We start from the raw sequence: 24,363 nt of genomic DNA, 5'->3' as shown, positions 1-24,363 counted from the left end.
AATTCTCTAGCAATCGGTATTTTTTTATGTTTGATCTATCTTAATCTTCATGCTAACCTTCATCCGAGTCTAATATGATGGTCACTGGACCGTCATTGATGAGTGATACCTGCATATCGGCACCAAATTCACCCTCTGCAACCTTTAACCCATATTCATTACGTAATGTTTCATTTAATAATTGATACATTTTATCGCCGTGGTTTGGTTTGGCAGCATCGATAAATGATGGTCGGTTGCCTTTTTTAGTTCTAGCATAAAGGGTAAATTGCGAAATAGATAATATTGCACCAGACACCTGGTCGATGTTCAGGTTCAACTTATCATCCTCGTCAGCGAAAATCCGCATATTTGCAATCTTTCTAGCCATATATGCCACAGTTTCCGCCGTGTCATCATCATGAACGCCGACTAAAAGTACAAACCCTTTACTAATTTCACCAACAACTTTTTCATCAATGGCAACGTTAGCTTGACTAACTCTTTGCACGATAATTCGCATTCAAACCCTCCAATAAATTTCTCATTACGATCAATTCTTACTTTATTCCTTAGCACGGGCAACCGTATAAACATCCGGAATATTCTTCACCCGGTCGATAATCTTATCCAGTTGATTGACGTTTTGAATGACAAAACGAAGTCTCACTTTGACAGAATTATCGTCATGGTTGACGTTACCGTTAATATTGGTAACTGATCCAGCAATCGGCGTGATGATCTGTAACACCTCATTCAAGAAGCCAGACCGGTCTTCACCTTCAACCACAATTTCCACTTCATATTGGTTATCCACATTCTTGCTGGCATCTTCCCACTCAACTGAAATCAAGCGGTCTTGTTCATCCTCAGGGACCTGCACATTCTTACAGTCTCTGCGGTGGACGGAAACTCCTCTCCCTTTAGTGATATACCCCACAATATCGTCTCCTGGTACAGGATTGCAACAATGGGCTAGTCGGACTAGGAGTGAATCCAAACCTTCAACAATGACACCAGAACTAGATTTAGACGCTTTACGGCGCACATGACTAGATTGCTTTTGAGTCTTGCTGAGTTTCTTCTGTTCGCCTGATTCTTTCAGGGTCTCTTCAACGGATTCTCTGTTCTTCTCAGCTGCACGTAACCGGCGTTCCCGCTCAGTTAAACGGTTAGCGACTGCAGTTGATGATAATTCGCCAAAGCCAATCGCCGCAAACAAGTCTTCTTCAGTCGAGAAGTTGAACCGGTCTAATGTTTTACTGATATCTTCTTTTTTGTAGACATCTTTTAATTTGAAACCTAGATTATCAAGGGTTTCTTCAAGCGCATGTCGACCTTGTTCTACCGCTTGGTCACGGTCCTGCAATTTAAAGAATCGCTTGATACGGTTGCGGGCCCGCGAAGTTTTCACCAAGTTTACCCAGTCACGCGATGGTCCTGCCGAATTCGGTGACGTTAGAATTTCCACGATGTCACCATTTTTCAATTGGTAATTCAAAGGTTCAATCTTGCCGTTAACCTTAGCTCCAATCGTCTTATTCCCGACTTCTGAATGGATAGAGTAGGCGAAGTCTAATGGGTAGGAACCCGCTGGTAATTCAGTCACGTCGCCAGTTGGGGTGAATACATAGACATTATCTTGGAAAATGTCCTCTTTCACGCTTTCCATGAAATCGGTGGCATCTTTAGATTCGTCCTGCAACTCCGCAATTTGGTTAAACCAATCTAGCTGGGCGTCTAAAGGTGAAGCCTCCACCTTTTCATGGTTACCCATTTTGTAAGCCCAATGCGCAGCAACCCCGTACTCAGCAACCTCGTGCATTTCGTAGGTTCTAATTTGCACTTCTACCGGACTTGGCTGTTTACCAACTACGGTTGTATGGATAGACTGGTACATGTTAGCTTTTGGCATGGCAATGTAGTCTTTAAACCGGCCTGGTAAGGGCTTCCAGTTGGTATGAACAATCCCAAGTACCGCATAACAGTCACGAACAGATTCCACTAAAACCCGAATAGCTTGTAGATCAAAAATCTGGTCGAACTCCTTGCCTTGGTCTTTCATCTTCCGGTAAATAGAATAGATGTGTTTAGGCCGGCCGTAAATTTCAAATTTACCAGTAATAGCTCCCTTTACTTGTGACTCTAATTCATCAATAGTCGTTTGAATAAATTCAGCCCGCTCGTCGCGTTTTGAATCTACCAACTGAACAATTGAATAATACGATTCTGGATCTATATAGCGAAGCGCTGTATCTTCTAGTTCCCATTTAATCTGGTTCATACCTAAACGGTCAGCTAGGGGAGCGTAAATTTCTAATGTTTCTGTAGAAATAATCACTTGCTTCTCTGGCTTATGCCATTTTAGGGTCCGCATATTATGCAAACGGTCGGCTAATTTCACCATGATGACCCGTAAATCGTTGGCCATGGCTAGCAACATTTTACGGTGGTTCTCAGCTAATTGCTCTTCATGTGACTTATATTTAAATTTCCCTAATTTGGTGACGCCATCTACTAGGGTGGCAATTGTTGGTGAGAAGAAGTAGGCGATATCGTCTAATGAGATACCGGTATCTTCCACAACATCATGCAAGAACCCAGTAATGACTGTATCCGGGTCCATTTTCAATTCGGCTAAAATACCTGCTACTTGAACTGGATGTACAAAGTACGGTTCGCCTGATTTTCTGATTTGCTCAATATGTGCACGTTCAGCAAAGTCTGCTGCCTTCTGGACATAGTCCACCTTCGCTTCAGACATGTAGCTAGCACATAAGGCTAAAACTTCTGCTTTTGTATAGTTCTTTTTATTCGGCATGTTACCACCTACTTTCCTTGGTATAACTTATATGGTTGGCATCATATTTAGATTGTATATTTCTCCTATTTTACCATATAAATGGACTAGAAACCCTATCAAACCCTTCTTAGTCACCTAATAATTCTGTTGCAAATGACAGACTTGATAATAAATATAAGGGTGCTGTTTCTGTCCGTAAAATCCGTGGCCCTAACCCGCACAAGTGCACATGATCTAAGCCGTCAGTGAAGTCGGCAATTTCATCTGAATGAATGCCCCCTTCAGGTCCGGTAATGAAGGCAATACGGTCCTTGGCTTTTAGCGAGGCATAAGTCTTTGCCAAAAGGGCCGCTTCACCCGACTTGGCCACCTCTTCATAAGCCACGCAAACTTGGTCAAATTCACCTAGTCTATTTTTTACCATGCTAACACTATGCAAATCTTCGATGGTTGGGACAAAAGTTCTATGAGATTGCTCAGCAGCTTCCTTGGCAATCTTTTTCAAACGGTCAATTTTTTTGCCCGCTTTCTTTTGGTCCCATTTAGTGACGGAATACCGCATGGCAACTGGCACAATATGACGGGCCCCTAATTCGGTGGCCTTTTGTACGATTAGATCTAGCTTGTCGCCTTTAGGTAGGCCGACAAATAGTGTGGTATCGACAGGGATTTCTTTAATTTCTTCCCGCAATTCAACTAAGCGAAGGACTGCCTTTTTCCCTTGATCAGATATAAGTTCGCCGATAAATACCTGTTCAGTTTGGGTGACTAGCATTACCTGGTCCCCAATCTGCATCCGCATAACGTTGAGCATATGATGGTAAGCCTCTTTATCCATCTCTATTTGGTCATTTAATTGAACGGTTTCCTCTTCGATAAAATATCTTTGCATCTTAATCTTGTCCTTTATGGGCTAAAATACCGTACCATTCACCCATGTTCATAACGATTTCGACGGTAAAATCATTGGCAGCAAGTAAGGCCAACATGTCGTCTTTCTTGTCATGGAAAATACCTGATAGCACCAATTGCCCGCCTGCTTTTAGGTTGGTGTATGCTTGCGGGATCAGGGGTTCTAGGATTTCAAATAGGATATTGGCTGTGATGATATCCACTTGAGTATCGATATCATTCAAGATGTTGTTTTGTGCAACGGAAATAGCGTCTTCTACATCATTTAAAGCGAAATTATTGCGGGTAATATCTAAAATGGACCCGTCATAATCATAAGCAGCGACGTCATTAGCGCCTAATTTCTTCGCAGCGATGGCTAAGACACCAGACCCAGTCCCCACATCAATGACATCTTCCCCGCCAGCCATAGCGATTTCCAGTAAACGTAATGCCAGCTTAGTGGTTTCATGTGAACCGGTCCCAAAGGCCATACCTGGATCTAGGAATAAAGTGGTTTTCTTCGGATCAGCTACTTGGTCGTCTTTCTCCCAAATTGGCACAATATCCATAAAGCGCGATACATGGATTGGTTCATAGTAGGCCTGCCAAGCTGTTTCCCAGTCCTTATCTTCTAAGGGACTATAGCGGATGTCATGGATAACAATTTGTTGGTCCGCTGCTAATTCCTTATTGTAGTTTGCTTGGTAGGTTTTGATTTCAGAGATGATGTCTTCGATATTTTTATCGTCTGAAAAGTAACCTAAAACTACCGGGTTAACTTCATAGGTTCCTGGTGCCGGCTGGTCATTCTTCACTGAACCAAAGCCGTCATCTGACCAGTCAATATAGTCTTGCTCGTCTTTGATGGACACCCCAGCAGAGTCTAAGCCCCACAAAATTTCAGTTAATAGATTTTCACTTTTATTATCTGTTTCAATTGTTACCTCATACCAAGTCATTCGTATCATCTCCTAAATACAATAAGCTGTCATCATAGCGCTTAATGGCTCTTCTTGTTGTGATCATTTGGTCGACTTCTTCTGCTGGCCATTTCAAATCAACCGCCATTCTTTCCCCTTTAACTAATTCATTAATTTGCAAGCGGGCTTCATATAAAAGATGGCTAATTTCTTGGGCTAGAATATCTAAGTGCCCTTTTTGAAACTGTTCAGTGTCTTTTGGTTGAATAATAAAAATCCCGTTCTCTGTTTGATTAGCACGGTGGTCAGCTGTAAAAATAAACTTCAATTCTAAGTAATCGATACCTTCTAAAGGTTGGTTATTTTTGTCTAAAAAAGTGATTTCATCACTGGCAACCACTGGCAGATAAGTTTGTAATACCACCTGTTTAGCTACTGATACATAGGATAAGCGCCAAGGAATATCAATGTGGCTATTCTCTAACGTTTCTTCAAGAAAAGTGTATACGGTGTGCATCTGTTGATTCCTCACTTTCGTCTTTTTTAATTATTATAATATACCCACACGAAAATAACTACCGCGCCAATGTTCTAACGGATTCAATTAAGCTATTGATTGTTGTTGAATTTGATAGAATCTTAAACTATTATTATATTACATTTATTACAAATAATGAAAGCTGTGCTATAATAGAAGTTAGAAATATAAATGATGAGGTGTTATTTAAATGGCCGATCGTAATTTGACGACAAAAGATATTTTACAGAAAGAATTTAAACCTGCTCTTCGTGGATTCAACACAGAGGAAGTAGACGAATTCTTAGACTTAATCATTCGTGACTATGAGTCATATGAAAAAGAAATTGCCTCACTTAAAAATGAGTTAGAGCGTGCAAAACACTCAACCGGTCTAAGTGAAAGTGGCCGCCAAGCCGCTAACCAACGCTCAAAATCTACAACAGTACCTCAATCAAAAGGGACAACCAACTATGACATTCTACGTCGCTTGTCTAAGTTAGAAAAAGCTGTATTCGGTGGCCAAAACGCCAAAGCCGAAAATACAGTAGATGCTAGTGAAGAGAACAAAGGCGATACGAAAGATCATACTATTATTTTTGAAAATAACTAGTCATTTGATCACTTTCGTGTTATCATTAGGAGTTGTAAATTTCAGGTAATCGCGGGTATATACTTATACCTGAGGAAAGTCCATGCTCGCACAAGCTGAAACGCTTGTAGTGTTCGTGTTTAGCGAAAAAATAAGCTAAAGCATTAATTTGACGGCAACAGAACCCACTAAGGTCTTTGGACTATGTGCTAGTAAGTTTGAAAGTGCCACAGAGACGAGTCAACTATGAAAGTAGTTGAATGGAACGCGGTAAACCCCTCGAGCGAGCAACCCAAACATTGGTAGGGGCGCTCTTTGACTGGAAACAAACGGAATAAGAGACTAATTATTTAGTAGACAGATGATTACCGAACCGGTATTAAACCTGTAATATCGGGGAACAGAACATGGCTTATCGAAATTTACAAACAGGCAAAAGGTTGGATTCTTTTCCAACCTTTTTTTATTAAGATGAAATCATGGTAAAATAGACTTAAATATAAGACGAAGCTTTACCACCCAAAAGGAGTACAATATGACAACATATCCACTTATCGCAACAGCTGCCGCAGGGATTGAAGCCTTAGTCGGCAAAGAATTACGTGACATGGGTTACGAGGTTCAAGTAGAAAATGGCCGTGCCCGCTTTGAAGGCAGTCTTGATGACGTAGCTCGAACAAATATTAACTTACGGACTGCGGACCGTATCAAAATCGTCATGGGCGATTTCAAAGCTATCACCTTCGACCAATTATTTGAATCGACTAAGGCTATCCCTTGGGAAGATATTCTACCAATGGACGCAGAGTTCCCAGTATCAGGTAAATCAGTCAATTCAAAATTGCATTCTGTTCCTAACGTGCAAAAAATCGTGAAAAAAGCGATTGTTAACCGTCTGAGCGACCACTACCACCGCCGTGGTATGTTACCTGAAACAGGCGCTAAATACCCTATTGAAGTGAGCATCCACAAGGACGAAGCCTTGATTACTATTGATACGTCTGGCTCTTCCCTATTCAAACGTGGTTACCGTACTGAAAAAGGTGGCGCACCACTTAAAGAAAACATGGCTGCAGCCCTAGTTAAATTAACTAACTGGTTCCCTGACAAGCCATTTTACGATCCAACATGTGGTTCAGGTACCCTAACCATTGAAGCGGCATTAATCGGGAAAAATATTGCCCCAGGGATTAACCGTGCCTTCATTTCTGAGGAATGGGATATCTTCAATAACCGTGAATATTCAAAAGCCCGTGAAGAGGCTAAAGCGGCTATCCGTCATGACATTCAATTAGATATCATGGGATCAGATATTGACCACCGGATGATTGAAATCGCAAAAGCCAATGCAGAAGCAGCTGGTGTCGGGGATCAAATTGAATTCAAACAAATGCAATTATCTGACTTTACAACGAATAAAGAATACGGCGTTATCGTAGCCAACCCACCATACGGTGAGCGTTTGAATGACGAAGAGTACGTGCATAAGTTATACAGACAAATGGGTGATCTTTACCGGCCAATGAAAACTTGGAGCAAATACATCCTGACCTCTGACTTAGCCTTTGAAGAATACTACGGTGAGAAAGCGACTAAGAAACGTAAATTATACAATGGGGCTATCCGTACTGACCTATTCCAATACTGGGGCGCGCGCAAACCACGTCCTAAAAAAGTAGAGGCAGAATAAGTTATTTACGATCGTAATAAAAAACCAGGTAAACGGCTTTATTCGCCTGCTACCTGGTTTTTTTGTGTCTTTTATTCGAATTTAAATCCAGTTTATGCGATTGACAGTCTGCATTTATCCCTTAATTAGTCCTGCTGGTTGCTTAGTTTCTTGGCCTGGTGCATGGCTTGGCGGGCTAAGTTATCTGCCCCTCTATTGGCTTGGTCCGGCACCCACTTTAGATTAAACATGGGAAAATGGTCTAGTTGATTTAAAATGGCCTTTAACAAACTTTTATAGGGGTCGCGTTTATGGAATCTCTTATTAACGGCATCAAAGACGATTTTAGAGTCTGTTTGACACAGGATCCACTCACTTTCTAGTCCTTCAGCTTGTAATTTTTCTAACAATAGTAGCAAGGCATGGAATTCGGCCTCATGGTTGTCCATTTCCCCACTTAAAGGGTATTTCTCTTGTCGTTGTTGCCCGTCATGGATAATGACCATACCAACGCCTGCCGGCCCAAATTGCCCGTCCACTGATCCGTCTATGGCTATTTTTAACATCCAATCACCCTTTAATCATCCATTACATCTTCTTATTCAAAACTCGCAAAGTTCTGCATATACTCATAAAACCAATATTGGTAAATATCTTGTACGACTTGATTGTCAATTGCCAGTGGATCGCCACTTTCCATTAATTGGCCAATGGCTTCTACCATATCTTCTGGGTCAATTTGGTTTAAATCATCGACAAATGGGTACATGACGGTGTATATATCATAAATATTCTCCATCAAATAGGCTACGCGATAGGGTTCGTGGATATACACTTCCTCCACATAGGAAACCAAGTCTAAGAAGTGACTATTGGTTTCAATCTCAAATAAGTCACTGAGTAAAATGGTCGTCGCCTCATCGTAAATATTGGTTAAGGTAATTTCCTGGTCCTCGTGTGGATGGTGGAAAATATAAAGCAAAATATCCGATTGGAAGACAAAATCCCGGTCCCGATTTAAGAGACTTAACAATTTATCGATGGATACCTTGTCGCTCAATTCCAGCAGATGGTTGACCTGCGCCTTCTCAAGGATAGTCAAGGGTTTATCCCTGGCCACTAACTGGTCGAATAACTTTTGTAGACCTTGTAAAACCTCCACATTACTAGCATCATCATCTGAAGTCGCCTCAAATTGGGCCAACTTTTCCATCGTTTCTGGCACAATAATAATTTGCATAATGGGTGTCATTTGACCGTGTTGAGGGAGGTTCAATTTGACTTGTCCCTGAATGGCTTTTTGCACAAATTGGTAGAAAGACTTCCAGTCAATTTCTGCCTCGACATCGATTAAATCAGGATTAGCCATTACACCTTCCCCATAAAATTCAATCAATAATGAGAAAATATCCACTAAATCATTTTCTAATTCTTCTTCATATAAAACGCCGATGATATAATTTCTAAAATCAACGACACTCTTTCTTTTCTTACGGGCAATCAGCAATAATTTCAGCGATTCACTCATTTCGCCCGCTTTCATACGCTGAATCGCTTCTTCAATATCTAATTTAAATGATCGTTCAAAATCATTGTCTTGGTTTCTCATTATACATCCTCTTAAATCTTATTTTCTGGTAGAAATGCAGGCTGTAAACGCCCTTCCTTCTATGCTTATATTATCACAATATCATATCCATGAATATTTTTATCCAATAATTCGAAAAAAGAAGATGCGACCATAGGACACACCTTCCTTTAAAAGTGGTTATTTATTCAAACTGTCAGTTGACTAGAATTGATTAAAGCGTGCCTCTTTGGCAGCAATTAAATCTGCTTTTGATATGGCCAATTGCTGGTCAATTTCTTTCAAGACCATTTCTTTAATCAATTGGGCCTGAACATCGTGGTCTAAGACCTTTTTCCCGTAATGCTCTGGGATAATTTGATCAATAACCTTAAAATCTAGCAAGTCAGGCGCCGTGAATTTCATATATTCAGCAGCTTCTGGTACACGACTCGGGTCTTTCCATAAAATTGTTGCAAACCCTTCTGGCGATAAGACTGAATACATGGCATTCTCCATCATCCACACCTTATTTGAAACAGCAAGTGCTAACGCGCCACCAGACCCACCTTCACCCATTAAAATCGTGATAGTTGGTACAGTTAAGCCAGCCATTGTTTGCATGGATACAGCTATTGCTTGTCCAATCCCCCGGTCTTCTGCTTCAACGTCACAGAAGGCGCCGGAGGTATTAACAATGGTAATCACTGGACGGTTGAACTTTTCAGCTTGTTCAAACAAACGAATGGCTTTACGGTAACCCTCAGCATGAGGCGACCCAAAGTTACGCTTGATATTTTCTTGTACCGAGTGGCCTTTTTCAGTTCCAACAATTGTAACTGCGCGGCCATTAATTTGTCCGACACCACCAACAATCGCGCCGTCGTCACCATAACGACGGTCACCATGCATCTCATAAAAGACGTCACAGATTTTCTTAGCCAATTCAGACGTGGTTAATCGGTTGATATCACGTGAAGCTGTTACCACTTCTGCAGGGATTTTTTGCGTAATTTTCGCATTAGGTTGCTCAACGGTTTTTAATAATTGTTTCATACTAACGCTCAAATCGAGCACCTCCTTTAGCGACACCGTGCATTTGTAATAGCTCAGCAATTACGATTTTTTGGCGCCAACGTTCAACAATCATATCGATAAAACCGTGTTGCAGTTGGTGTTCTGCCGTTTGGAAACCTTCAGGCAATTGTTGTCTAATCGTCTGTTCAATTACCCGTTTACCAGCGAAACCGATTAAGGCCCCTGGTTCAGCAATGGTAATATCCCCTTCCATAGCAAATGATGCCGTTACACCACCAGTCGTTGGGTCAGTTAAGACGGGAATATATAATAAACCAGCTTTAGAATGATTTTGAACAGCAATGGAAATCTTAGCCATTTGCATTAAAGACAGTGTGCCTTCTTGCATCCGGGCACCACCAGAAGCGGTAAATAGGACGACTGGTAACTGGTGTTCAGTTGCATAGTTGAACAAGTTTTTAATTTTTTCACCTAAACCAGTCCCCATAGACCCCATCATGAAAAATGAGTCCATCACACCAATAGCAGTTCGGTAGCCGAAGATTTCACCCACCCCAGTTACGACAGCTTCGTCTAAACCAGTTGTAGCGCGCGCTTTTTCTTTCTTTTCCAGATACTTTGGAAAAGAAAGAGGATCTTCATTGCGGTTATCCTTTAGTTGGGACATTTCAACAAAAGTCCCTTTGTCCACCACGTTTGCTAACCGCTCACTAGATGAAATTCTAAAGTGGTATTGGCAATGCGGACAGATTTTTTCAGCACCCAAGTCGTCGGTTAGAATCGTTTGGTGACATTGCGGACACTTTTGCCACATGCCATCTGGCACGAAGGCTTGGTTATTTGGATCTGTAGGAAAGCTCAATTTTGCTTGATCTTCCTCTGGCATAGGAATATATGCTTTTCTGCGTTTTAATGCCATAATTCATCTACTTTCTTTCGTGCTAATTTATGCTTGATGACTCTTCGCCCATTCAGGTAAGAATTTAGCTTCCAGGTAATCATTGGTATAGTTACCTTTTACAAAGGCCTCATCAAATAGTAGGTCGTATTGGAATTGTTGGTTTATCGCCACACCCTTAATAGTCATTTCTGAAACCGCACGTAGCATACGGTTGATGGCTTTTGGACGATTATCACCATGCGTAATCAGTTTCGCTACCATAGAATCATAGTAAGGTGGCAACTTGTAGCCAGCATAAATACCAGAATCCACACGAATACCTAAACCACCCGCTGGAAAATGCGCAAAGTCAAACGTACCTGAAGATGGCATAAAGTTTTTCTCTGGCATTTCTGCATTGATCCGGCACTCCAAGGCATGACCAGTAAAGGTAATGTCTTTTTGTTCATAGGCTAAAGGTAAGCCAGAAGCAATCCGTAGCTGTTGAGCTACAATATCAACACCCGTAACCATTTCCGTAATTGGATGTTCAACTTGAATACGCGTATTCATTTCCATGAAATAATAATTTTGATCTGCATCCACTAAAAACTCAATGGTACCAGCAGATTCATAATTTAACTGCTCAGCCGCTCGAACCGCTGCTTGAGTCACTTGTGTCCGCGTCTTTTCAGTAATAAAGGGACTTGGCGTCTCTTCAATCACCTTTTGATGGTTCCGTTGCATTGAACACTCACGTTCACCTAAATGGATGACGTTGCCGAATTTATCCCCTAAGATTTGAACCTCGATATGGTGGGCTGGGAAAATAACTTTCTCCATGTATAAACGGTCATCACCAAAAGCATTTTTTGCTTCACGTGATGCTTCATAGTATGCATCTGCGAAATGGCTTTCTTCATGTACCATCCGCATCCCTTTACCACCACCACCAGAAGTTGCTTTCAATAAGACTGGATAGCCAACTTTTTTGGCAATCTCAATTCCAGCTCCAGGACTTTCCAAGATACCATCAGAACCAGGAACGGTCTGTACTTTGGCTGCATTCATGGTATCTCTAGCATTTTGCTTGTCCCCCATCAAGTCAATCACTTCTGGGCTTGGCCCTATAAACTCAATATTCATTTCTGCGCATAATTTGGCAAATTTGCTGTTTTCTGCTAGGAAACCAAAACCCGGGTGGATAGCTTGCACGTTCGTGACCACAGCTGCCGAAAGAATGGCTTGCATATTCAAATAAGAATCGACTGATTTTGGCCCTCCGATGCAGACTGCTTCGTCAGCCAATTTCACATGTAGGGCATCCTTATCAGCGGTTGAATACACAGCCACTGTTTCGATTCCCAATTCAATACATGTACGAATAATGCGGACGGCAATTTCGCCCCTATTCGCTATTAATACTTTATTAATCATCAAATACCTCTTATTCTATGCCGTTCGCCCTATTTCAGGTTGGACCAGCAAACTAGTCGACTTTATCTACGTTAGAAATGATAAAGGTCATTTCTGCTTCTGAACAAACCTCGCCGTATTCATTACGGATAGTTCCTTTACCGATACCCATACGTTTCTTCAATTTCACAATTTCAACTGTGATTTCAAGTACGTCACCAGGTACAACGTTTTTACGGAATTTCACGTTGTTTAATCCAGCTAAATAAGCGATTTTATTTTTAAAGTCTGGTTGAGATAATAATGGAATTGAGCCCACTTGTGCCATTGTTTCTACTTGTAAAACACCAGGCATTACAGGGTTTCCTGGGAAGTGACCAACAAAGAATTCTTCGTTGATCGTCACGTTTTTACGGGCAACAACTTTTTCACCTGGGATAATTTCATCCACTCGGTCCACAAATGAGATTGGAAAACGGTTAGGGATGATTTCTTGTACCTGCATAGCTGTTAGAACAGGTTCTTTACGTTCTGCATATTCAGTCATTTTTTAATACTCCTTAAGTATAATTATTCGCTAACTTCAAATAATGGTTGGCCGAATTCAACAACTTGGCCGTCTTCAACTAAGACGTTCACGACCGTTCCAGAAATATCAGCTGGAATTTCGTTCATCACTTTCATCGCTTCAACGATGCAAACAGTTTCACCAGTTTCAACGCGGTCGCCTACTTTCTTGAAGGCAGGTTGATCAGGGTTCTTAGCTAGATAAACAATACCAACTAAAGGACTGTCAATCGTTTTGCCAGCTGACATAGTAGGTGCACTAGGTGTTGCTGCTGCTTCTGTGGCAGGCGCTATAGTTTCTTTACTCTTCGTCTCTTGGGCTACTGCAGGAGGTGTAGCTTCTGCGTTTGTGGTAGCTTGTTGATTCGCGCTTGTGCTTGCAGTGTGTTCAGTTTGTGTTTGGCGTTCTTTAATTTTTGAAATATATAAAGAATCTGCTTGTGTTTGGAATGAAAACTCTTGAATCGTAGACGAATCAATCTGGCTGATTAAATCTTTAATTTCTTCGTGTTTCAAGCCTTATTCACCAACCTTTTTAAAGGCAATAACTGTGTTGTGTCCACCAAAACCTAAAGTGTTGCTGACAACAACGTTTACTTCTTGTTCGCGTCCAACATTCGGTACGATATCTAAATCACATAATGGATCTGGATTCTTGTAGCCTAATGTAGCTGGAATAAATGAATCTTGGATAGCCATGATACTTGCAATGGCTTCAACAGCACCAGCAGCACCTAATAAGTGACCAACTGATGATTTTGTAGAAGAAACTGGAATTTTATAAGTCAATTCTTCACCAAATGCTCGTTTAATCGCAACTGTTTCAGAAGAATCATTTGCTGGGGTACTTGTACCGTGAGCATTTATGTAAGAAACTTCTTCTTTAGCGATGTTACCTTCTTCTAAAGCGTTTAACATCGCTTTCGCTGCACCAGAACCATCTTCAGATGGCGCAGTTAAGTGGTAAGCATCTGAAGTAGAACCGTAACCACCGATTTCAGCATAGATGTTTGCGCCACGAGCTTGCGCTGATTCTAAGGACTCTAATACCAAGATTCCAGCACCCTCACCCATCACAAAACCATTTCGGTCCTTATCGAAGGGGATTGAGGCGCGGTCTGGATCAGTTGAATCACTTGTCGCTGTTAGGTTGTCGAAACCTCCTAAACCGATTTCGTTAATCGCACCTTCAGCACCACCAGCAATCATGACATCTGCATAACCATGTTTAATATAACGGAAAGCTTCACCAATGGCATTGTTAGCAGAAGCACAAGCTGTAACCATAGTTAAAGCTGGCCCTTTTAAGCCAAAGTGCATAGAGATACTGGCAGCACCCATGTTTGAAATAGAAACAGGTACGAATAAAGGATTCACTCGTTTGATTCCTTTATCTTGCATTTTTAACACACCTTTTTCGATTTCTTGAATACCACCGATACCAGTACCTAAGTAAACCCCGATACGGTCAACGTCAGCATTTTCAATGTCTAGATTTGCGTCCGCAACAGCCTCGACGGCTGCAGCTACAGCGTATTGACTGTATAAATCCATACGTTTCGCTTCTTTACGGTCCATGAAATCTTTTGGATTGAAGTCTTTTACTTCAGCCACTAATTTCGCGTTTAAGTCTTTGGCATCAAATTTTGTGATTGGTCCAAAACCATGCTCTCCGGCTTTTAAATTGGTCCAAAATGTTTTTGCGTCATTTCCGATAGGTGTAATAGCACCCATACCTGTTACGACTACTCTGTTTGTCATATTTATTGCCTCCTAATTCATATACAAGCCACCGTTGACATCAAGCGTTGTGCCTGTGATATAGCTTTGGTTAGCTAAGAAGTACACGGCTTCAGCGATGTCCGATGGTTGTCCAAGTTTCTGTAAAGGAATATTTTCCAGCATAGCCCTTTTGGCTTTTTCTGGAATTTCATCTGTCATTTCTGTTTCAACGTAACCTGGTGCAACGGCATTAACTGTGACACCACGCATACTTAATTCACGTGCTGCAGCCTTCGTTAAACCAAGAATCCCGGCTTTAGAAGCGGCATAGTTAGCTTGACCAACGTTACCCATTTGACCAATCACTGATGCGATATTGATGATGGCACCTTGACGTTGCTTCATCATTAGTTTGCTAGCTGCTTGAATGAAATTGAAAGTCCCTTTTAAGTTAATATCGATCACTGCATCGAAATCTGCTTCTTTCATACGCATTAGTAGCGTGTCGCGGGTAATACCAGCATTATTCACTAATACATCGATGGTTTGGAAATTTGCTTTGATGAAAGTCATGATTTCTTTGGCAAAATTGGTATCCGTTACGTCACCCTTGAAATCCTTCACAACAACATTTTTGCTTTCTAAAGCCTGGATATGGCTTTCAGTAGAACCAGAGCGGGAAACAATGACAATATTGTATCCTTGGTCTGCAAACTTATGAGCGATGCTTGCACCAATACCACGGCTACCGCCTGTGACAAGGGCTGTTTTCTTTAATTCTTGTGTATTCTCAGTCATAGCTTATCCTTTCAATCCTGCGATAGTTGCCTGCAGGGTGTCTTCGTCTTCAACTCGGTAAATCTTAATCTCTTTATTGATTTGTTTCATAAATGAAGACAAGGTTTTACCAGGGCCAATTTCAATGACCGTATCTACCCCTTGTTGAATTAAGTATTCAATTGAATCTGACCATTTAACTGGCTTCATCACTTGTTGGATTAACAAGTCTTTTACTTGTCCATCCTGGTGCGCTGTAGCTGTTGTATTTGAAATAACCGGTACTCTTTGTGGCTTAAAATCAAATTTGTCTAAATAATCAGCTAATTGGTCACTTGCTTGTGATAATAAGGCCGTATGGAAAGGACCAGAAACATTTAATTCCACCATTTTCTTCACGCCTGCTTGAGTTAACTTAGCGACTGCAGTATCTACTGCCGAAGCGTCACCACCGATTACGATTTGTTTTGGTGTATTATAGTTAGCTGGTGCAACGTATTGACCAGAAGCTTCGCGCACTTGCTGGCAGATATCCTCTATCAACGCACGTTCAGCTTTCATCACGGCGACCATTTTGCCGGCACCTGCAGGCGCAGCTGCTTGCATGAAACGGCCACGATGGCTCACCAAATCAACCGCATCTTCAAAGGACAATACGCCCGCTTCAACAAGGGCAGTGTACTCGCCTAAGCTCAGTCCAGCTAGATAGTCGGCTGTAATGCCTGCCTCGTTTAAAAGGGATGTAAAGGCTGTTGATACGGTTAAAATAGCGGGTTGTGTGTATTCTGTTTGATTTAATTGTGTATCCTCTTGAAAGCATAGGTCTTCCATTGAATAGCCTAAAACTTCTGAGGCTTTGTCAAAGTAAGATGCAATCTCAGGATGATGGTTGAGTAAGTCTTGCCCCATCCCTGTATACTGTGCGCCTTGACCAGCGTATAAAAAAGCTATTGCCATGTTCGTCTCCTCTTAATAGAAAAGCAGTGAAATGCACAAACCATCCCACTGCTCACATATGTCAATTTAATTCTCAGCTTTAAAGCCATTCACTTGCTCGAGCAGCAATTGTTTGTTTACATTCCGTCATATATGATTGAATAATTTCTGAAACTGATTCACGTTTATCCACTAATCCGGCAATTTGGCCGGCCATAAATGAACCCGTGTCTAAATCCCCTTCAACAACAGCTCGACGTAAAGCACCTGATCCAAGCGCTTCAAGTCTGTCCCAATCAGGATTAGCCTTACTTGCTTCTTCTTTTTCTACTTTAAGATATTCTTTGGTCAATTTGTTCCGTAATACACGGACTGGATGTCCAGTAGATTCGCCAGTTAATACAGTGTCGATATCTTTTGCCTTAATGATACGCTTTTTAAAGTTATCATGAGCATTTGATTCATCTGCAACAACAAAACGTGTCCCTACTTGAATACCAACCGCACCTAACATAAGTGCAGCTGCCATTCCCCTGCCGTCACCAATCCCACCAGCCGCAATGACTGGGATATCCAAAGCTTTTGTTACTTGTGGTAATAAAGCCATGGTAGTTTGTCGCCCCACGTGACCACCTGATTCCATCCCCTCAACAATCACCGCATGCACGCCTTCACGTTCCATCCGTTTTGCAAGTCCGACAGAAGCGACCACTGGAATGACTGAAATACCAGCTGCGTTGAATCTATCCATATATTTACCTGGGGATCCAGCACCAGTTGTAATTGACTTCACACCAGATTGACAGATGTAATCCACCACTTCCTCGACATGTTCATTTAACAACATGACATTTACAGCGAATGGTTTATCTGTTAATTGTTGCATCTTTTCAACTTTGGCTTGTACTACGTCTACACGGTCATGTCCAGTACCAATTACACCAAGTCCCCCAGCATTGGAAACTGCTGATGCTAAATCCGCATCGGCAACCCAAGCCATAGCACCTTGGATAATTGGGTATTCAACACCTATGCGTTCCCAAAAATCTGTTTTCACTAAAGGATTACTTCCTCTCTTAATCGACTAGTTTGTAGGCAGAAATTATTTGTTTGCTTCTACGTAGTCAACTAAATCTTGAACAGTGTTAATTTTTTCTTCATCTTCAATTTCGATATCGAATTCGTCTTCGATGTCATTAATGATTTGGAATAAGTCTAAAGAGTCAGCGTCAATATCTTCACGAATATTTGTAGTTGCTTTCACTTCGCCAGCCTCTAAGTCTAATTGTTCAGTGATTAATTCTTGGATTTTTTCAAAAGTTGTCATTATTTTATATTCCTCCATAATTTGCGTAATCATATATTAGGTCGCCTATCCCTATAAAAAGGATATCGATTTATAAATACGATAAAGATTAATTTTGTTTGACATGTAATAAAGTCAATAACAAGATATTAGATTATGCATATAACTTTGTCAACTAGTTACCAAAACTAGTTTTATCATTTTTAAAAAACAAATTATTTGTAAGCGCTATAAAATGAGCGTTAATGCCTTTAAGTTTATAGCAGGTGCGTAAAAACTTGTTTTTTTGTAAAACAAAAATTGTATTCAGACTATTTGATCTAGTGATTTGATGGAATTAGAATGGATACTTGAACCTGACAATAAACAGGATGTCCTTCTTATCATCAGCTTTTAAAAATATTGCCATCTTTAAACGACAGGAAAAAAAGAAGGTATTGACAATTAATAGACTAAAAAAGTTTTCTAATAAAGTGCTAAATACGTAAAAAAGGCCTAAGACAAGAAAAAGTTTATCTTAGAGCCTTTATAATTTCTGCTGTTATTTCAATATTCTTTAGTATATTACTGGTTGCTTACAAGGCAATCAACTGGCCTTATTTAGATGACAAACAAACTAGCTAGTGCCTCAAAGACAAAATACATCACCGGCTGCACCGTAATGATGATCACAACAACTTAAACTTATAACTTTAGTGAGGGTCAGTTGTCAAAAAGAAAGGGTCTCCGACTTTTGGTGTGGATGAGAAATCATTCAAACCTATTTTGTATAAAAACACAAAAAGACATATGAATATTTCCTATGCTAAAATTTAAGCGTCTAAACCAAAATTAGAAAGGAAATTCATATGTCTCAGAACGATAATATCAGACTTTTACTAAACATTAAGGATACTAACATCACATTTAACGAAGAAAATTGGATTCAAGAGCGTAATATTAAAGGAATAAATGTAAAAGTTTTTACTGGCACGTTAACCTACAAGCCCAAGGCTTGCCCTAAATGTGGTTGTGTAAATGACCATTCTATCGTTAAAGATGGGTTTATGACGTCCAGGATCACGTGGTTACGCCAATCCAATACACCAACCTATCTAGAGCTTAAGAAGCAACGCTTCTGGTGTCATGAATGCGATGAGCGCTTCATTGCTCATACCAGTGAGGTTGCACGTAATTGTCATATCGCTAAACAAGTGAAGCAATCTGTTTTAGTTGAGGCTGCAGATACGATTTCAAACAAGGATCTCGCTCGTAGGCACTGTATCTCAGATAATACTAGTAGACGAATTATTAATCGCTTTATGGATGACTATTTTCGTCGCAATCGCACAAAACTAGCGAAACACATGTGCTTCGATGAGATCAAATCTACAAAACAAGCTGACAATCAAATGAGTTTTATTTTTAGTAATGAGGAGACTCATGAAGTTCTTGGTATACTGCCCACTCGACAACTATACAAATTAAGAGAATACTTCCGCCAATTTAGTTTAAAAGAGCGCTCTGCTGTTGAAACCATTGTTGTTGATATGAATGCGCCTTATATGACTTTGGTTAGAGAAATGTTTCCAAACGCCAAAGTAATTATTGATCGTTTTCATATCATTCAATTGATTTCACGTTCTTTAAACAAAACGAGAGTTCAAGTAATGAATACTTTCAATATAAATAGAAATAATGGTGAAGATAAAAAAGAGTATCGCAAGCTGAAAAGTTTTTGGAAGCTTATCCTAAAGGATTTCAACGAAGTTGATTTTATAAATTATAGAAAACAACGTTTATTTAAAGGGAAAATGGTTTGTGATATGGATATTCTTGATCATCTACTTTCTTTAGATGAGGATTTAACGGAAAATTACTGGGTATATCAAGCTTTACTAGAGGCTTCTAAAGAAAATAATATCGAAATGTTTCATGAGACTATTACTGCAGAACGTCACCAAAATATCAGTAAATATATGCAAACCTCACTGAACACATTATTGAAGAATATAGCGTTTATCGCAAACACCTTCCATTACAAGACTAGATCAAACGCTAGTCTAGAAGGAAAAAATAATCGTATCAAAGTCATAAAACGTGTATCCTATGGATATCGAAATTTTTTCAATTTCAGAAATAGGGTGATGATTAGTTTCATTTTAAAACCGGGCAAGCCCGCTTCCCTTAATTAAATAAACATGATACATCCCGCTCGCTATGTTCAAAGAAAAAAACTGCAAGTGTACGTCCTTAGCCGTGAAAAAGCATGATATCGAGACCTTGGCTCGATATCAAGGCAGAGAGACCTTGGCTCTCGCCGGTGTCACGGCTCTTAAGGAACGTACACAGCAGTTCAAAGGACAAAAAAGATAGTTCTTCTTTTATCAAATCTCATTTAAAATAAAATAAAAAAGAAACTCAAATCCATATAAAATGAATTTAAGTTTCTTGCTTAAATTAAGCTATCCACATTAAATGTCGAAGAGCCAAAAGAAAAAGCCGAGATTTTCATCCCGGCTCTCTTTCTTACTATTCATACGTGTATATATTAGCTAGAAGGCACTTTAACATACTCATCGATGTCTTTAAAATTGACAATTGTTTTTGATTCGCAAATTTCTCGCATCTCTTCATCAGAATAATCCCAATAAATTTTAACAACTGCTGAGTTTGTTAATAATTTTTCAATTCTCCCTACCATGTTGCGTTCACGGAAGGTGAAGCGTATTTCATCTCCTATATCTGGTCGTACAGACTCTTTTACAGTATTAATAACTTCTACTGCCTCATCGTAGGGTAAATCCAGTAATGATGCAATTCTCGACTTACTTGTACCACGACGTAATTCAGTTCCAACTAGTTCTTGCATTTCATCTGTGACTTTAATACTCATATATAGCCTCCTAGTTAACCATGCGCCTTCTAATCACCATTGTACCATATTTTGTATTTTAATAATAATTTAAAGGCTTACCCGTTGAAAAACGGCATTATATCTGGTTTTTTTCTAAGTAAAAGTATTTTGTGGCCTCGCGCCAGGTTAAGTTAGATAAGTCACTCTCATGGTTTTTTAAGAAATTTTCCACCCAAGTTTGGTTGGTTTTCGCATAATCACGCAAGATCCAACCCATTCCCTTATTAATAAAAAATTCATCTGTATGCAAGCAATTTTCACAAGTTTCAGCCAATAAAATAGTATCTGTTTGCCCCTTCATCCCCAGTTGATGGATCATTGAAGTTCGCTTTAACCAGATATTGTCAGATAAGCTCCACGCCACCATTTCCGACTTCAAACCAGGATTTTTATGGACTAAATAACCGATTGTTTTAACCAAGGCATCCACCGAATCCCACCACGATTTTTGTACAATCAATGTTTTTAATCTAGGTAAATCATCCACCTGCAGATATTTCTTCATTTCTTTCAAATAATCACAAACTATATATTGAAATTCTCTTTCGGAAAATAACCAAAATTCGTCAACAAAAGCCCAGTCAATGATTTGTAGAGGCCCCCAAAAGTTAGACCAAAAATCTAACTTTTGGGGGTTTATTTTTATGGCAAAATATTCACTAGAATTTAAATTGGAAATTGTAAAACATTATCTGGGGAACTATGGTGGCTACCTAGCGGTAGCAAAGAAATATAATATACAAGATTCTATTGTAAGAAGATGGGTTAATAGCTATCAACAATTTGGAATCGAAGGACTGAAACGTAGTAAGAATCAAACTCATTACTCTGTTGATTTTAAGCTTAGTGCTGTAAAATTATATGAAACAACAGAGATGAGTTATCGAGAAGTAGCCAATTCATTAGGGATGAATAACCCTAGTCTAATTTGTAATTGGCGCACTACTATCCTCAAGAAAGGTGTCGATGGCTTATCAGAACAGAGAGGTAGGCCACCGAAAATGGGTAAACGGAAGAAAGCTGATAAGAAAGTATTTCAGGATCCAAAGAATATAACTAGAGAAGATGTAGACGTTGAGCGTCTGAGACAACTTGAAAATGAAAATCGTGATTTGAGAATCGAGAATGAATTTTTAAAGGAATTAGGGAGATTGCAGGAAGCAGAGAAACAGCAACAAAGAAACAAATAGCTCAAGCAATCTACAATCTCCATACTATTAATAAATTCAAATTAGTTGATATTTTGAGAGTAACTGGCTTTCCAAAGGCAACTTATCACTATATTAGGAAGCAATCTAAACGACCAGACAAGGATAAAGTTTACAAAGATGCTTTACTAGAACTAAGAGAGAAAAATAAGGATTATGGGTATAAAAGACTGACTCCCGAGTTAAAAAAATTAGGTTATCATATAAATCGGAAGAAAGTATTACGCTTAATGCGTGAATTAGGCATTCTTGTAACTGCCTTCTCACACAAAAGCAGAAAGTATAAGTCTTATAAGGGAACTGTAGGGAAAGTAGCATCAAATCGTTTAAAACGACGTTTTAACACATCAGTTCCACATCAAAAAATTACGACTGATACAACTGAATTCAAATACTATTATACGGACCAGTTAGGCAATACTCAGACAGGCAGACTTTATTTAGATCCTTATATGGATTTATTCAATAGCGAAATCATCAGTTTTCAAATAACAAAACGGCCTAACGGTGAAAGTATGATGGAAGCTTTGAAGGTAGCTATAGAACGTACAAATGATTGCATATTCAGAAGAACTTTTCATTCAGACCAAGGCTGGGCTTATCAAATGAAACGGTATTCAAAAACTTTAAAAGATAATGATATCTTCCAAAGTATGTCTAGAAAAGGGAATTGTTATGACAATTCACCAATGGAAAATTTCTTTAGTATACTCAAACAAGAAATGTATTATGGTCAAACTTATCATAGTTTTGAAGAATTGGCTGAATCAATTACCAACTATATTAACTATTATAATAAAGAACGAATTAAAGAGAAACTAGGATGGCTAAGCCCCGTCCAGTATCGCAGCCAATATACTAATTCCATTGTCTTTTCATAGTTTCACATAAAGTTTCAATCTATCAAGAGTCGCTCCGCTACTACTCTTGACAGATTGAAATTTATGAGAAGTATTGTCGACAACAGGAATTAAGCCAAATTGCATGTATTAAAAAGAGCTGACCAATCGGTCAACTCTCATAAAATTTAGTCTAACTTTTTGGGTCCACTATAATTGCTTGATTAGGATTTTCCATGAAGCGCAACTTTGCTTCTGCTTTCGCTTCCTTTAGGTAGGGTTTAAAAATATCCCGGCGCATTTGGCTTTTGATACCAAGAAATGGAAACTGGTTACGTTGGTACTTGGCCATCGGTTCAGCATCATCGCTTGCATGATCATACATTTCTTCAATTAAGTACTGCCAATTCACCATCGAATTCTCCCTATTGAATTTCCGCTAACAAGCTCACCAATTGGTCTTTAAATCCTTGGCTAGAAATCCGCTCTGCAACTCGGCAATTCGGTTCACGCTTGAATTCTTCTTCCCAGTCAACAATGTTGTAGCCACGGGCAAATTGACCTTGTGTTTCAACATCCACGTAATATTCAGTCGCTTGAAGCATCAATTCTGGTACCGCAGCAACTGCAACCAATAATGAGTCTGTGCAAGTAATCCCGTCGATTCCTCGTTTTGCCAATTCAAATTCGCGGACAAACGAATTGATATCTAAGAAGAATTTCGACCCCTTAGTGTTCAAGGCTTGAATTTCTTCGATATCTTCCTCGTACATAACGCCAAAGTCTAAAGATGCATCCCAAGTAACCATGGTTTTTGCTGTTGACGCATTTAAAACGATTCTAGCCGCCTCAGGGTCCACATAGAAGTTATATTCAGCCGAGACATTCATATTCCCTAAGCGGTTATTTACCCCACCCATAATCCAAATATGCTTGATATCCGCTGCAATCTCTGGTGCCTTCTTAATAGCCACCGCGATATTGGTTAATGGCGCTAAAGCTAGTATTTCAATTTCCCCAGGATTTGCTTTAATTGTATCAATAATAAAGTCTACGGCATGGTCATTTTCCGGTTCTTGCTGAGGTTTTGGAAAAACAGCATCTCCCATACCATTGCCACCTTGAATTTCTTCAACCGTATCGTGTTTCGCGTTAGGTAGGGCAATCATTGGACTTTGGTAACCCTTATAAACAGGGACCTTGTAACCAGGATTATAGGTTTCAATAGTGGTCAAGGCATTCTCAACCTCTTGGTCAAAAGCTACATTTCCAGCAACAATTGTCACACCTTCAACCTTAAAATACTTCAAAGCCATCAATATGGCCGTTGTATCGTCCCCAGCAGTATCTGAATCAATAATTACTCTTCTCATCCGTAAACCTCCTAATATATTTCACTTCTCTATCTCAAATTATAGCCTATCAGGTGAAGGGTAGAAAACATATTTTAACAATACAAAATAGGTGCTTCAAATTTAGCGATTTCAAATATATAGGCCATTTTTTATTCACTAGCAAAGAAAATTTAATATAAATAAGCGCACAGATTAGACATCATTCGCTCCTTAACTTTTTCTTTAAAGTGTATGCTGTATAATGACAATTACTTATTCTAAAAACCTAATAGAACCTCTTATAATACCGTATACTACCATCCTACTGTGAAGAAGTATAGCGCCAGGAAATCAATTTATCTTGTATGTAATGATTACTATATAGTTAGTATCGAACCGTAATTTACAACTTGTATCCATTCTCAATTTTTCTAGTAATATATTTTGCTTAATGGTGAAAAGATGAGTATAGAAAAAAGATGTAACTTTTCAGCCACATCTTT

The 24,363-nt window shown here is 39.6% G+C and carries 25 protein-coding genes and 1 other RNA gene; 5 read left to right on the top strand and 21 right to left on the bottom strand.

Annotated features, from left to right (window positions below; all coding sequences use genetic code 11):
* Positions 1-52: 52 nt before the first annotated feature.
* The 5 genes from dtd to AWM76_RS05080 form a co-directional block, all read right to left on the bottom strand.
* Complete coding sequence (dtd, locus tag AWM76_RS05100; RefSeq protein WP_003142745.1) at positions 53-502, bottom strand: D-aminoacyl-tRNA deacylase; 450 nt, start codon at positions 500-502, stop codon at positions 53-55.
* A gap of 42 nt (positions 503-544) precedes the next feature.
* Entirely contained in the window at positions 545-2,800 is a 2,256-nt protein-coding gene (locus AWM76_RS05095; protein ID WP_003142747.1) for a RelA/SpoT family protein, read from the bottom strand.
* 109 nt (positions 2,801-2,909) lie between these two features.
* Entirely contained in the window at positions 2,910-3,674 is a 765-nt protein-coding gene (locus tag AWM76_RS05090) for a 16S rRNA (uracil(1498)-N(3))-methyltransferase (protein WP_003142749.1), read from the bottom strand.
* Between the two features lies 1 nt (position 3,675).
* Entirely contained in the window at positions 3,676-4,635 is a 960-nt protein-coding gene (gene prmA / locus AWM76_RS05085) for a 50S ribosomal protein L11 methyltransferase (protein WP_003142751.1), read from the bottom strand.
* Positions 4,622-5,113: a hypothetical protein gene (locus AWM76_RS05080; protein WP_003142753.1), complete on the bottom strand. Its 492-nt coding sequence runs from the start codon at positions 5,111-5,113 to the stop codon at positions 4,622-4,624. Before AWM76_RS05080 ends, prmA begins: the two co-directional genes overlap by 14 nt.
* Before the next feature lie 211 nt (positions 5,114-5,324).
* Here AWM76_RS05080 and gpsB point away from each other — a divergent pair, with 211 nt between their 5' ends.
* The 3 genes from gpsB (at position 5,325) to AWM76_RS05065 (ending at position 7,395) form a co-directional block, all read left to right on the top strand.
* Positions 5,325-5,726, top strand: a complete 402-nt coding sequence (gene gpsB / locus AWM76_RS05075; protein WP_003142755.1) for a cell division regulator GpsB — start codon at positions 5,325-5,327, stop codon at positions 5,724-5,726.
* 37 nt (positions 5,727-5,763) lie between these two features.
* Positions 5,764-6,125, top strand: an RNA gene (rnpB, locus tag AWM76_RS05070) — RNase P RNA component class B.
* 115 nt (positions 6,126-6,240) lie between these two features.
* Positions 6,241-7,395 (top strand): THUMP domain-containing class I SAM-dependent RNA methyltransferase, encoded by a 1,155-nt coding sequence (locus AWM76_RS05065; RefSeq protein WP_003142756.1) that lies wholly within the window; start codon positions 6,241-6,243, stop codon positions 7,393-7,395.
* Positions 7,396-7,520: 125 nt separating this feature from the next.
* Here the strand turns inward: AWM76_RS05065 and AWM76_RS05060 are convergent, their stop codons facing one another.
* The 12 genes from AWM76_RS05060 to AWM76_RS05005 form a co-directional block, all read right to left on the bottom strand.
* Positions 7,521-7,940: a ribonuclease HI family protein gene (locus AWM76_RS05060; protein WP_003142757.1), complete on the bottom strand. Its 420-nt coding sequence runs from the start codon at positions 7,938-7,940 to the stop codon at positions 7,521-7,523.
* 32 nt (positions 7,941-7,972) lie between these two features.
* On the bottom strand, positions 7,973-8,983 hold the full coding sequence (locus AWM76_RS05055; protein WP_003142760.1) for a hypothetical protein: 1,011 nt from the start codon (positions 8,981-8,983) through the stop codon (positions 7,973-7,975).
* Positions 8,984-9,166: 183 nt separating this feature from the next.
* Positions 9,167-9,997 (bottom strand): carboxyltransferase subunit alpha, encoded by an 831-nt coding sequence (gene accA / locus AWM76_RS05050; protein ID WP_050774114.1) that lies wholly within the window; start codon positions 9,995-9,997, stop codon positions 9,167-9,169.
* A gap of 1 nt (position 9,998) precedes the next feature.
* The gene (accD, locus tag AWM76_RS05045) at positions 9,999-10,898 is read right to left on the bottom strand and encodes an acetyl-CoA carboxylase, carboxyltransferase subunit beta (protein WP_003142763.1); all 900 of its coding nucleotides are present in this window, start codon (positions 10,896-10,898) and stop codon (positions 9,999-10,001) included.
* A gap of 27 nt (positions 10,899-10,925) precedes the next feature.
* Positions 10,926-12,296, bottom strand: a complete 1,371-nt coding sequence (gene accC / locus AWM76_RS05040) for an acetyl-CoA carboxylase biotin carboxylase subunit (protein WP_003142764.1) — start codon at positions 12,294-12,296, stop codon at positions 10,926-10,928.
* Between the two features lie 52 nt (positions 12,297-12,348).
* On the bottom strand, positions 12,349-12,822 hold the full coding sequence (fabZ, locus tag AWM76_RS05035; protein WP_003142766.1) for a 3-hydroxyacyl-ACP dehydratase FabZ: 474 nt from the start codon (positions 12,820-12,822) through the stop codon (positions 12,349-12,351).
* 23 nt (positions 12,823-12,845) lie between these two features.
* Positions 12,846-13,358 (bottom strand): acetyl-CoA carboxylase biotin carboxyl carrier protein, encoded by a 513-nt coding sequence (gene accB / locus AWM76_RS05030; protein WP_003142768.1) that lies wholly within the window; start codon positions 13,356-13,358, stop codon positions 12,846-12,848.
* 3 nt (positions 13,359-13,361) lie between these two features.
* Positions 13,362-14,603: a beta-ketoacyl-ACP synthase II gene (gene fabF / locus AWM76_RS05025; RefSeq protein WP_003142769.1), complete on the bottom strand. Its 1,242-nt coding sequence runs from the start codon at positions 14,601-14,603 to the stop codon at positions 13,362-13,364.
* A 12-nt stretch (positions 14,604-14,615) separates the two neighbouring features.
* Positions 14,616-15,362 (bottom strand): 3-oxoacyl-[acyl-carrier-protein] reductase, encoded by a 747-nt coding sequence (gene fabG / locus AWM76_RS05020; protein ID WP_003142770.1) that lies wholly within the window; start codon positions 15,360-15,362, stop codon positions 14,616-14,618.
* Between the two features lie 3 nt (positions 15,363-15,365).
* The gene (gene fabD, locus AWM76_RS05015) at positions 15,366-16,298 is read right to left on the bottom strand and encodes an ACP S-malonyltransferase (protein ID WP_003142772.1); all 933 of its coding nucleotides are present in this window, start codon (positions 16,296-16,298) and stop codon (positions 15,366-15,368) included.
* A 79-nt stretch (positions 16,299-16,377) separates the two neighbouring features.
* Complete coding sequence (gene fabK, locus AWM76_RS05010; RefSeq protein WP_003142774.1) at positions 16,378-17,334, bottom strand: enoyl-[acyl-carrier-protein] reductase FabK; 957 nt, start codon at positions 17,332-17,334, stop codon at positions 16,378-16,380.
* Positions 17,335-17,379: 45 nt separating this feature from the next.
* The gene (locus tag AWM76_RS05005; RefSeq protein WP_003142776.1) at positions 17,380-17,604 is read right to left on the bottom strand and encodes an acyl carrier protein; all 225 of its coding nucleotides are present in this window, start codon (positions 17,602-17,604) and stop codon (positions 17,380-17,382) included.
* Between the two features lie 827 nt (positions 17,605-18,431).
* Between AWM76_RS05005 and AWM76_RS05000 the strand changes: the two genes are divergently transcribed.
* Positions 18,432-19,757, top strand: coding sequence for an ISL3 family transposase (locus AWM76_RS05000; RefSeq protein ID WP_060779308.1), 1,326 nt, complete (start codon positions 18,432-18,434; stop codon positions 19,755-19,757).
* Positions 19,758-20,113: 356 nt separating this feature from the next.
* Here AWM76_RS05000 and AWM76_RS04995 read toward each other — a convergent pair whose 3' ends face one another.
* Complete coding sequence (locus AWM76_RS04995; protein ID WP_003142778.1) at positions 20,114-20,458, bottom strand: hypothetical protein; 345 nt, start codon at positions 20,456-20,458, stop codon at positions 20,114-20,116.
* A gap of 97 nt (positions 20,459-20,555) precedes the next feature.
* The gene (locus tag AWM76_RS10395; RefSeq protein WP_081453834.1) at positions 20,556-21,065 is read right to left on the bottom strand and encodes a DNA alkylation repair protein; all 510 of its coding nucleotides are present in this window, start codon (positions 21,063-21,065) and stop codon (positions 20,556-20,558) included.
* Positions 21,066-21,123: 58 nt separating this feature from the next.
* On the opposite strand from AWM76_RS10395, the gene AWM76_RS10390 reads away from it, so the two are divergent.
* Positions 21,124-22,568 (top strand): IS3 family transposase gene (locus AWM76_RS10390; protein ID WP_420869278.1). Its coding sequence is split into 2 segments (ribosomal slippage): positions 21,124-21,666 and positions 21,669-22,568, totalling 1,443 coding nucleotides; the frame shifts between segments, so codons are not numbered across the junction.
* 151 nt (positions 22,569-22,719) lie between these two features.
* Here the strand turns inward: AWM76_RS10390 and AWM76_RS04975 are convergent.
* Positions 22,720-22,941, bottom strand: coding sequence for a DNA alkylation repair protein (locus AWM76_RS04975; protein WP_060779351.1), 222 nt, complete (start codon positions 22,939-22,941; stop codon positions 22,720-22,722).
* A gap of 10 nt (positions 22,942-22,951) precedes the next feature.
* Entirely contained in the window at positions 22,952-23,899 is a 948-nt protein-coding gene (locus tag AWM76_RS04970) for a nucleoside hydrolase (RefSeq protein ID WP_003143876.1), read from the bottom strand.
* Between the last annotated feature and the right edge of the window lie 464 nt (positions 23,900-24,363).

Origin of the sequence: Aerococcus viridans (assembly GCF_001543285.1) — a bacterium.
In the GTDB taxonomy this organism is placed as follows: domain Bacteria; phylum Bacillota; class Bacilli; order Lactobacillales; family Aerococcaceae; genus Aerococcus; species Aerococcus viridans.
This window is presented reverse-complemented; position numbering and strand designations above follow the sequence as displayed.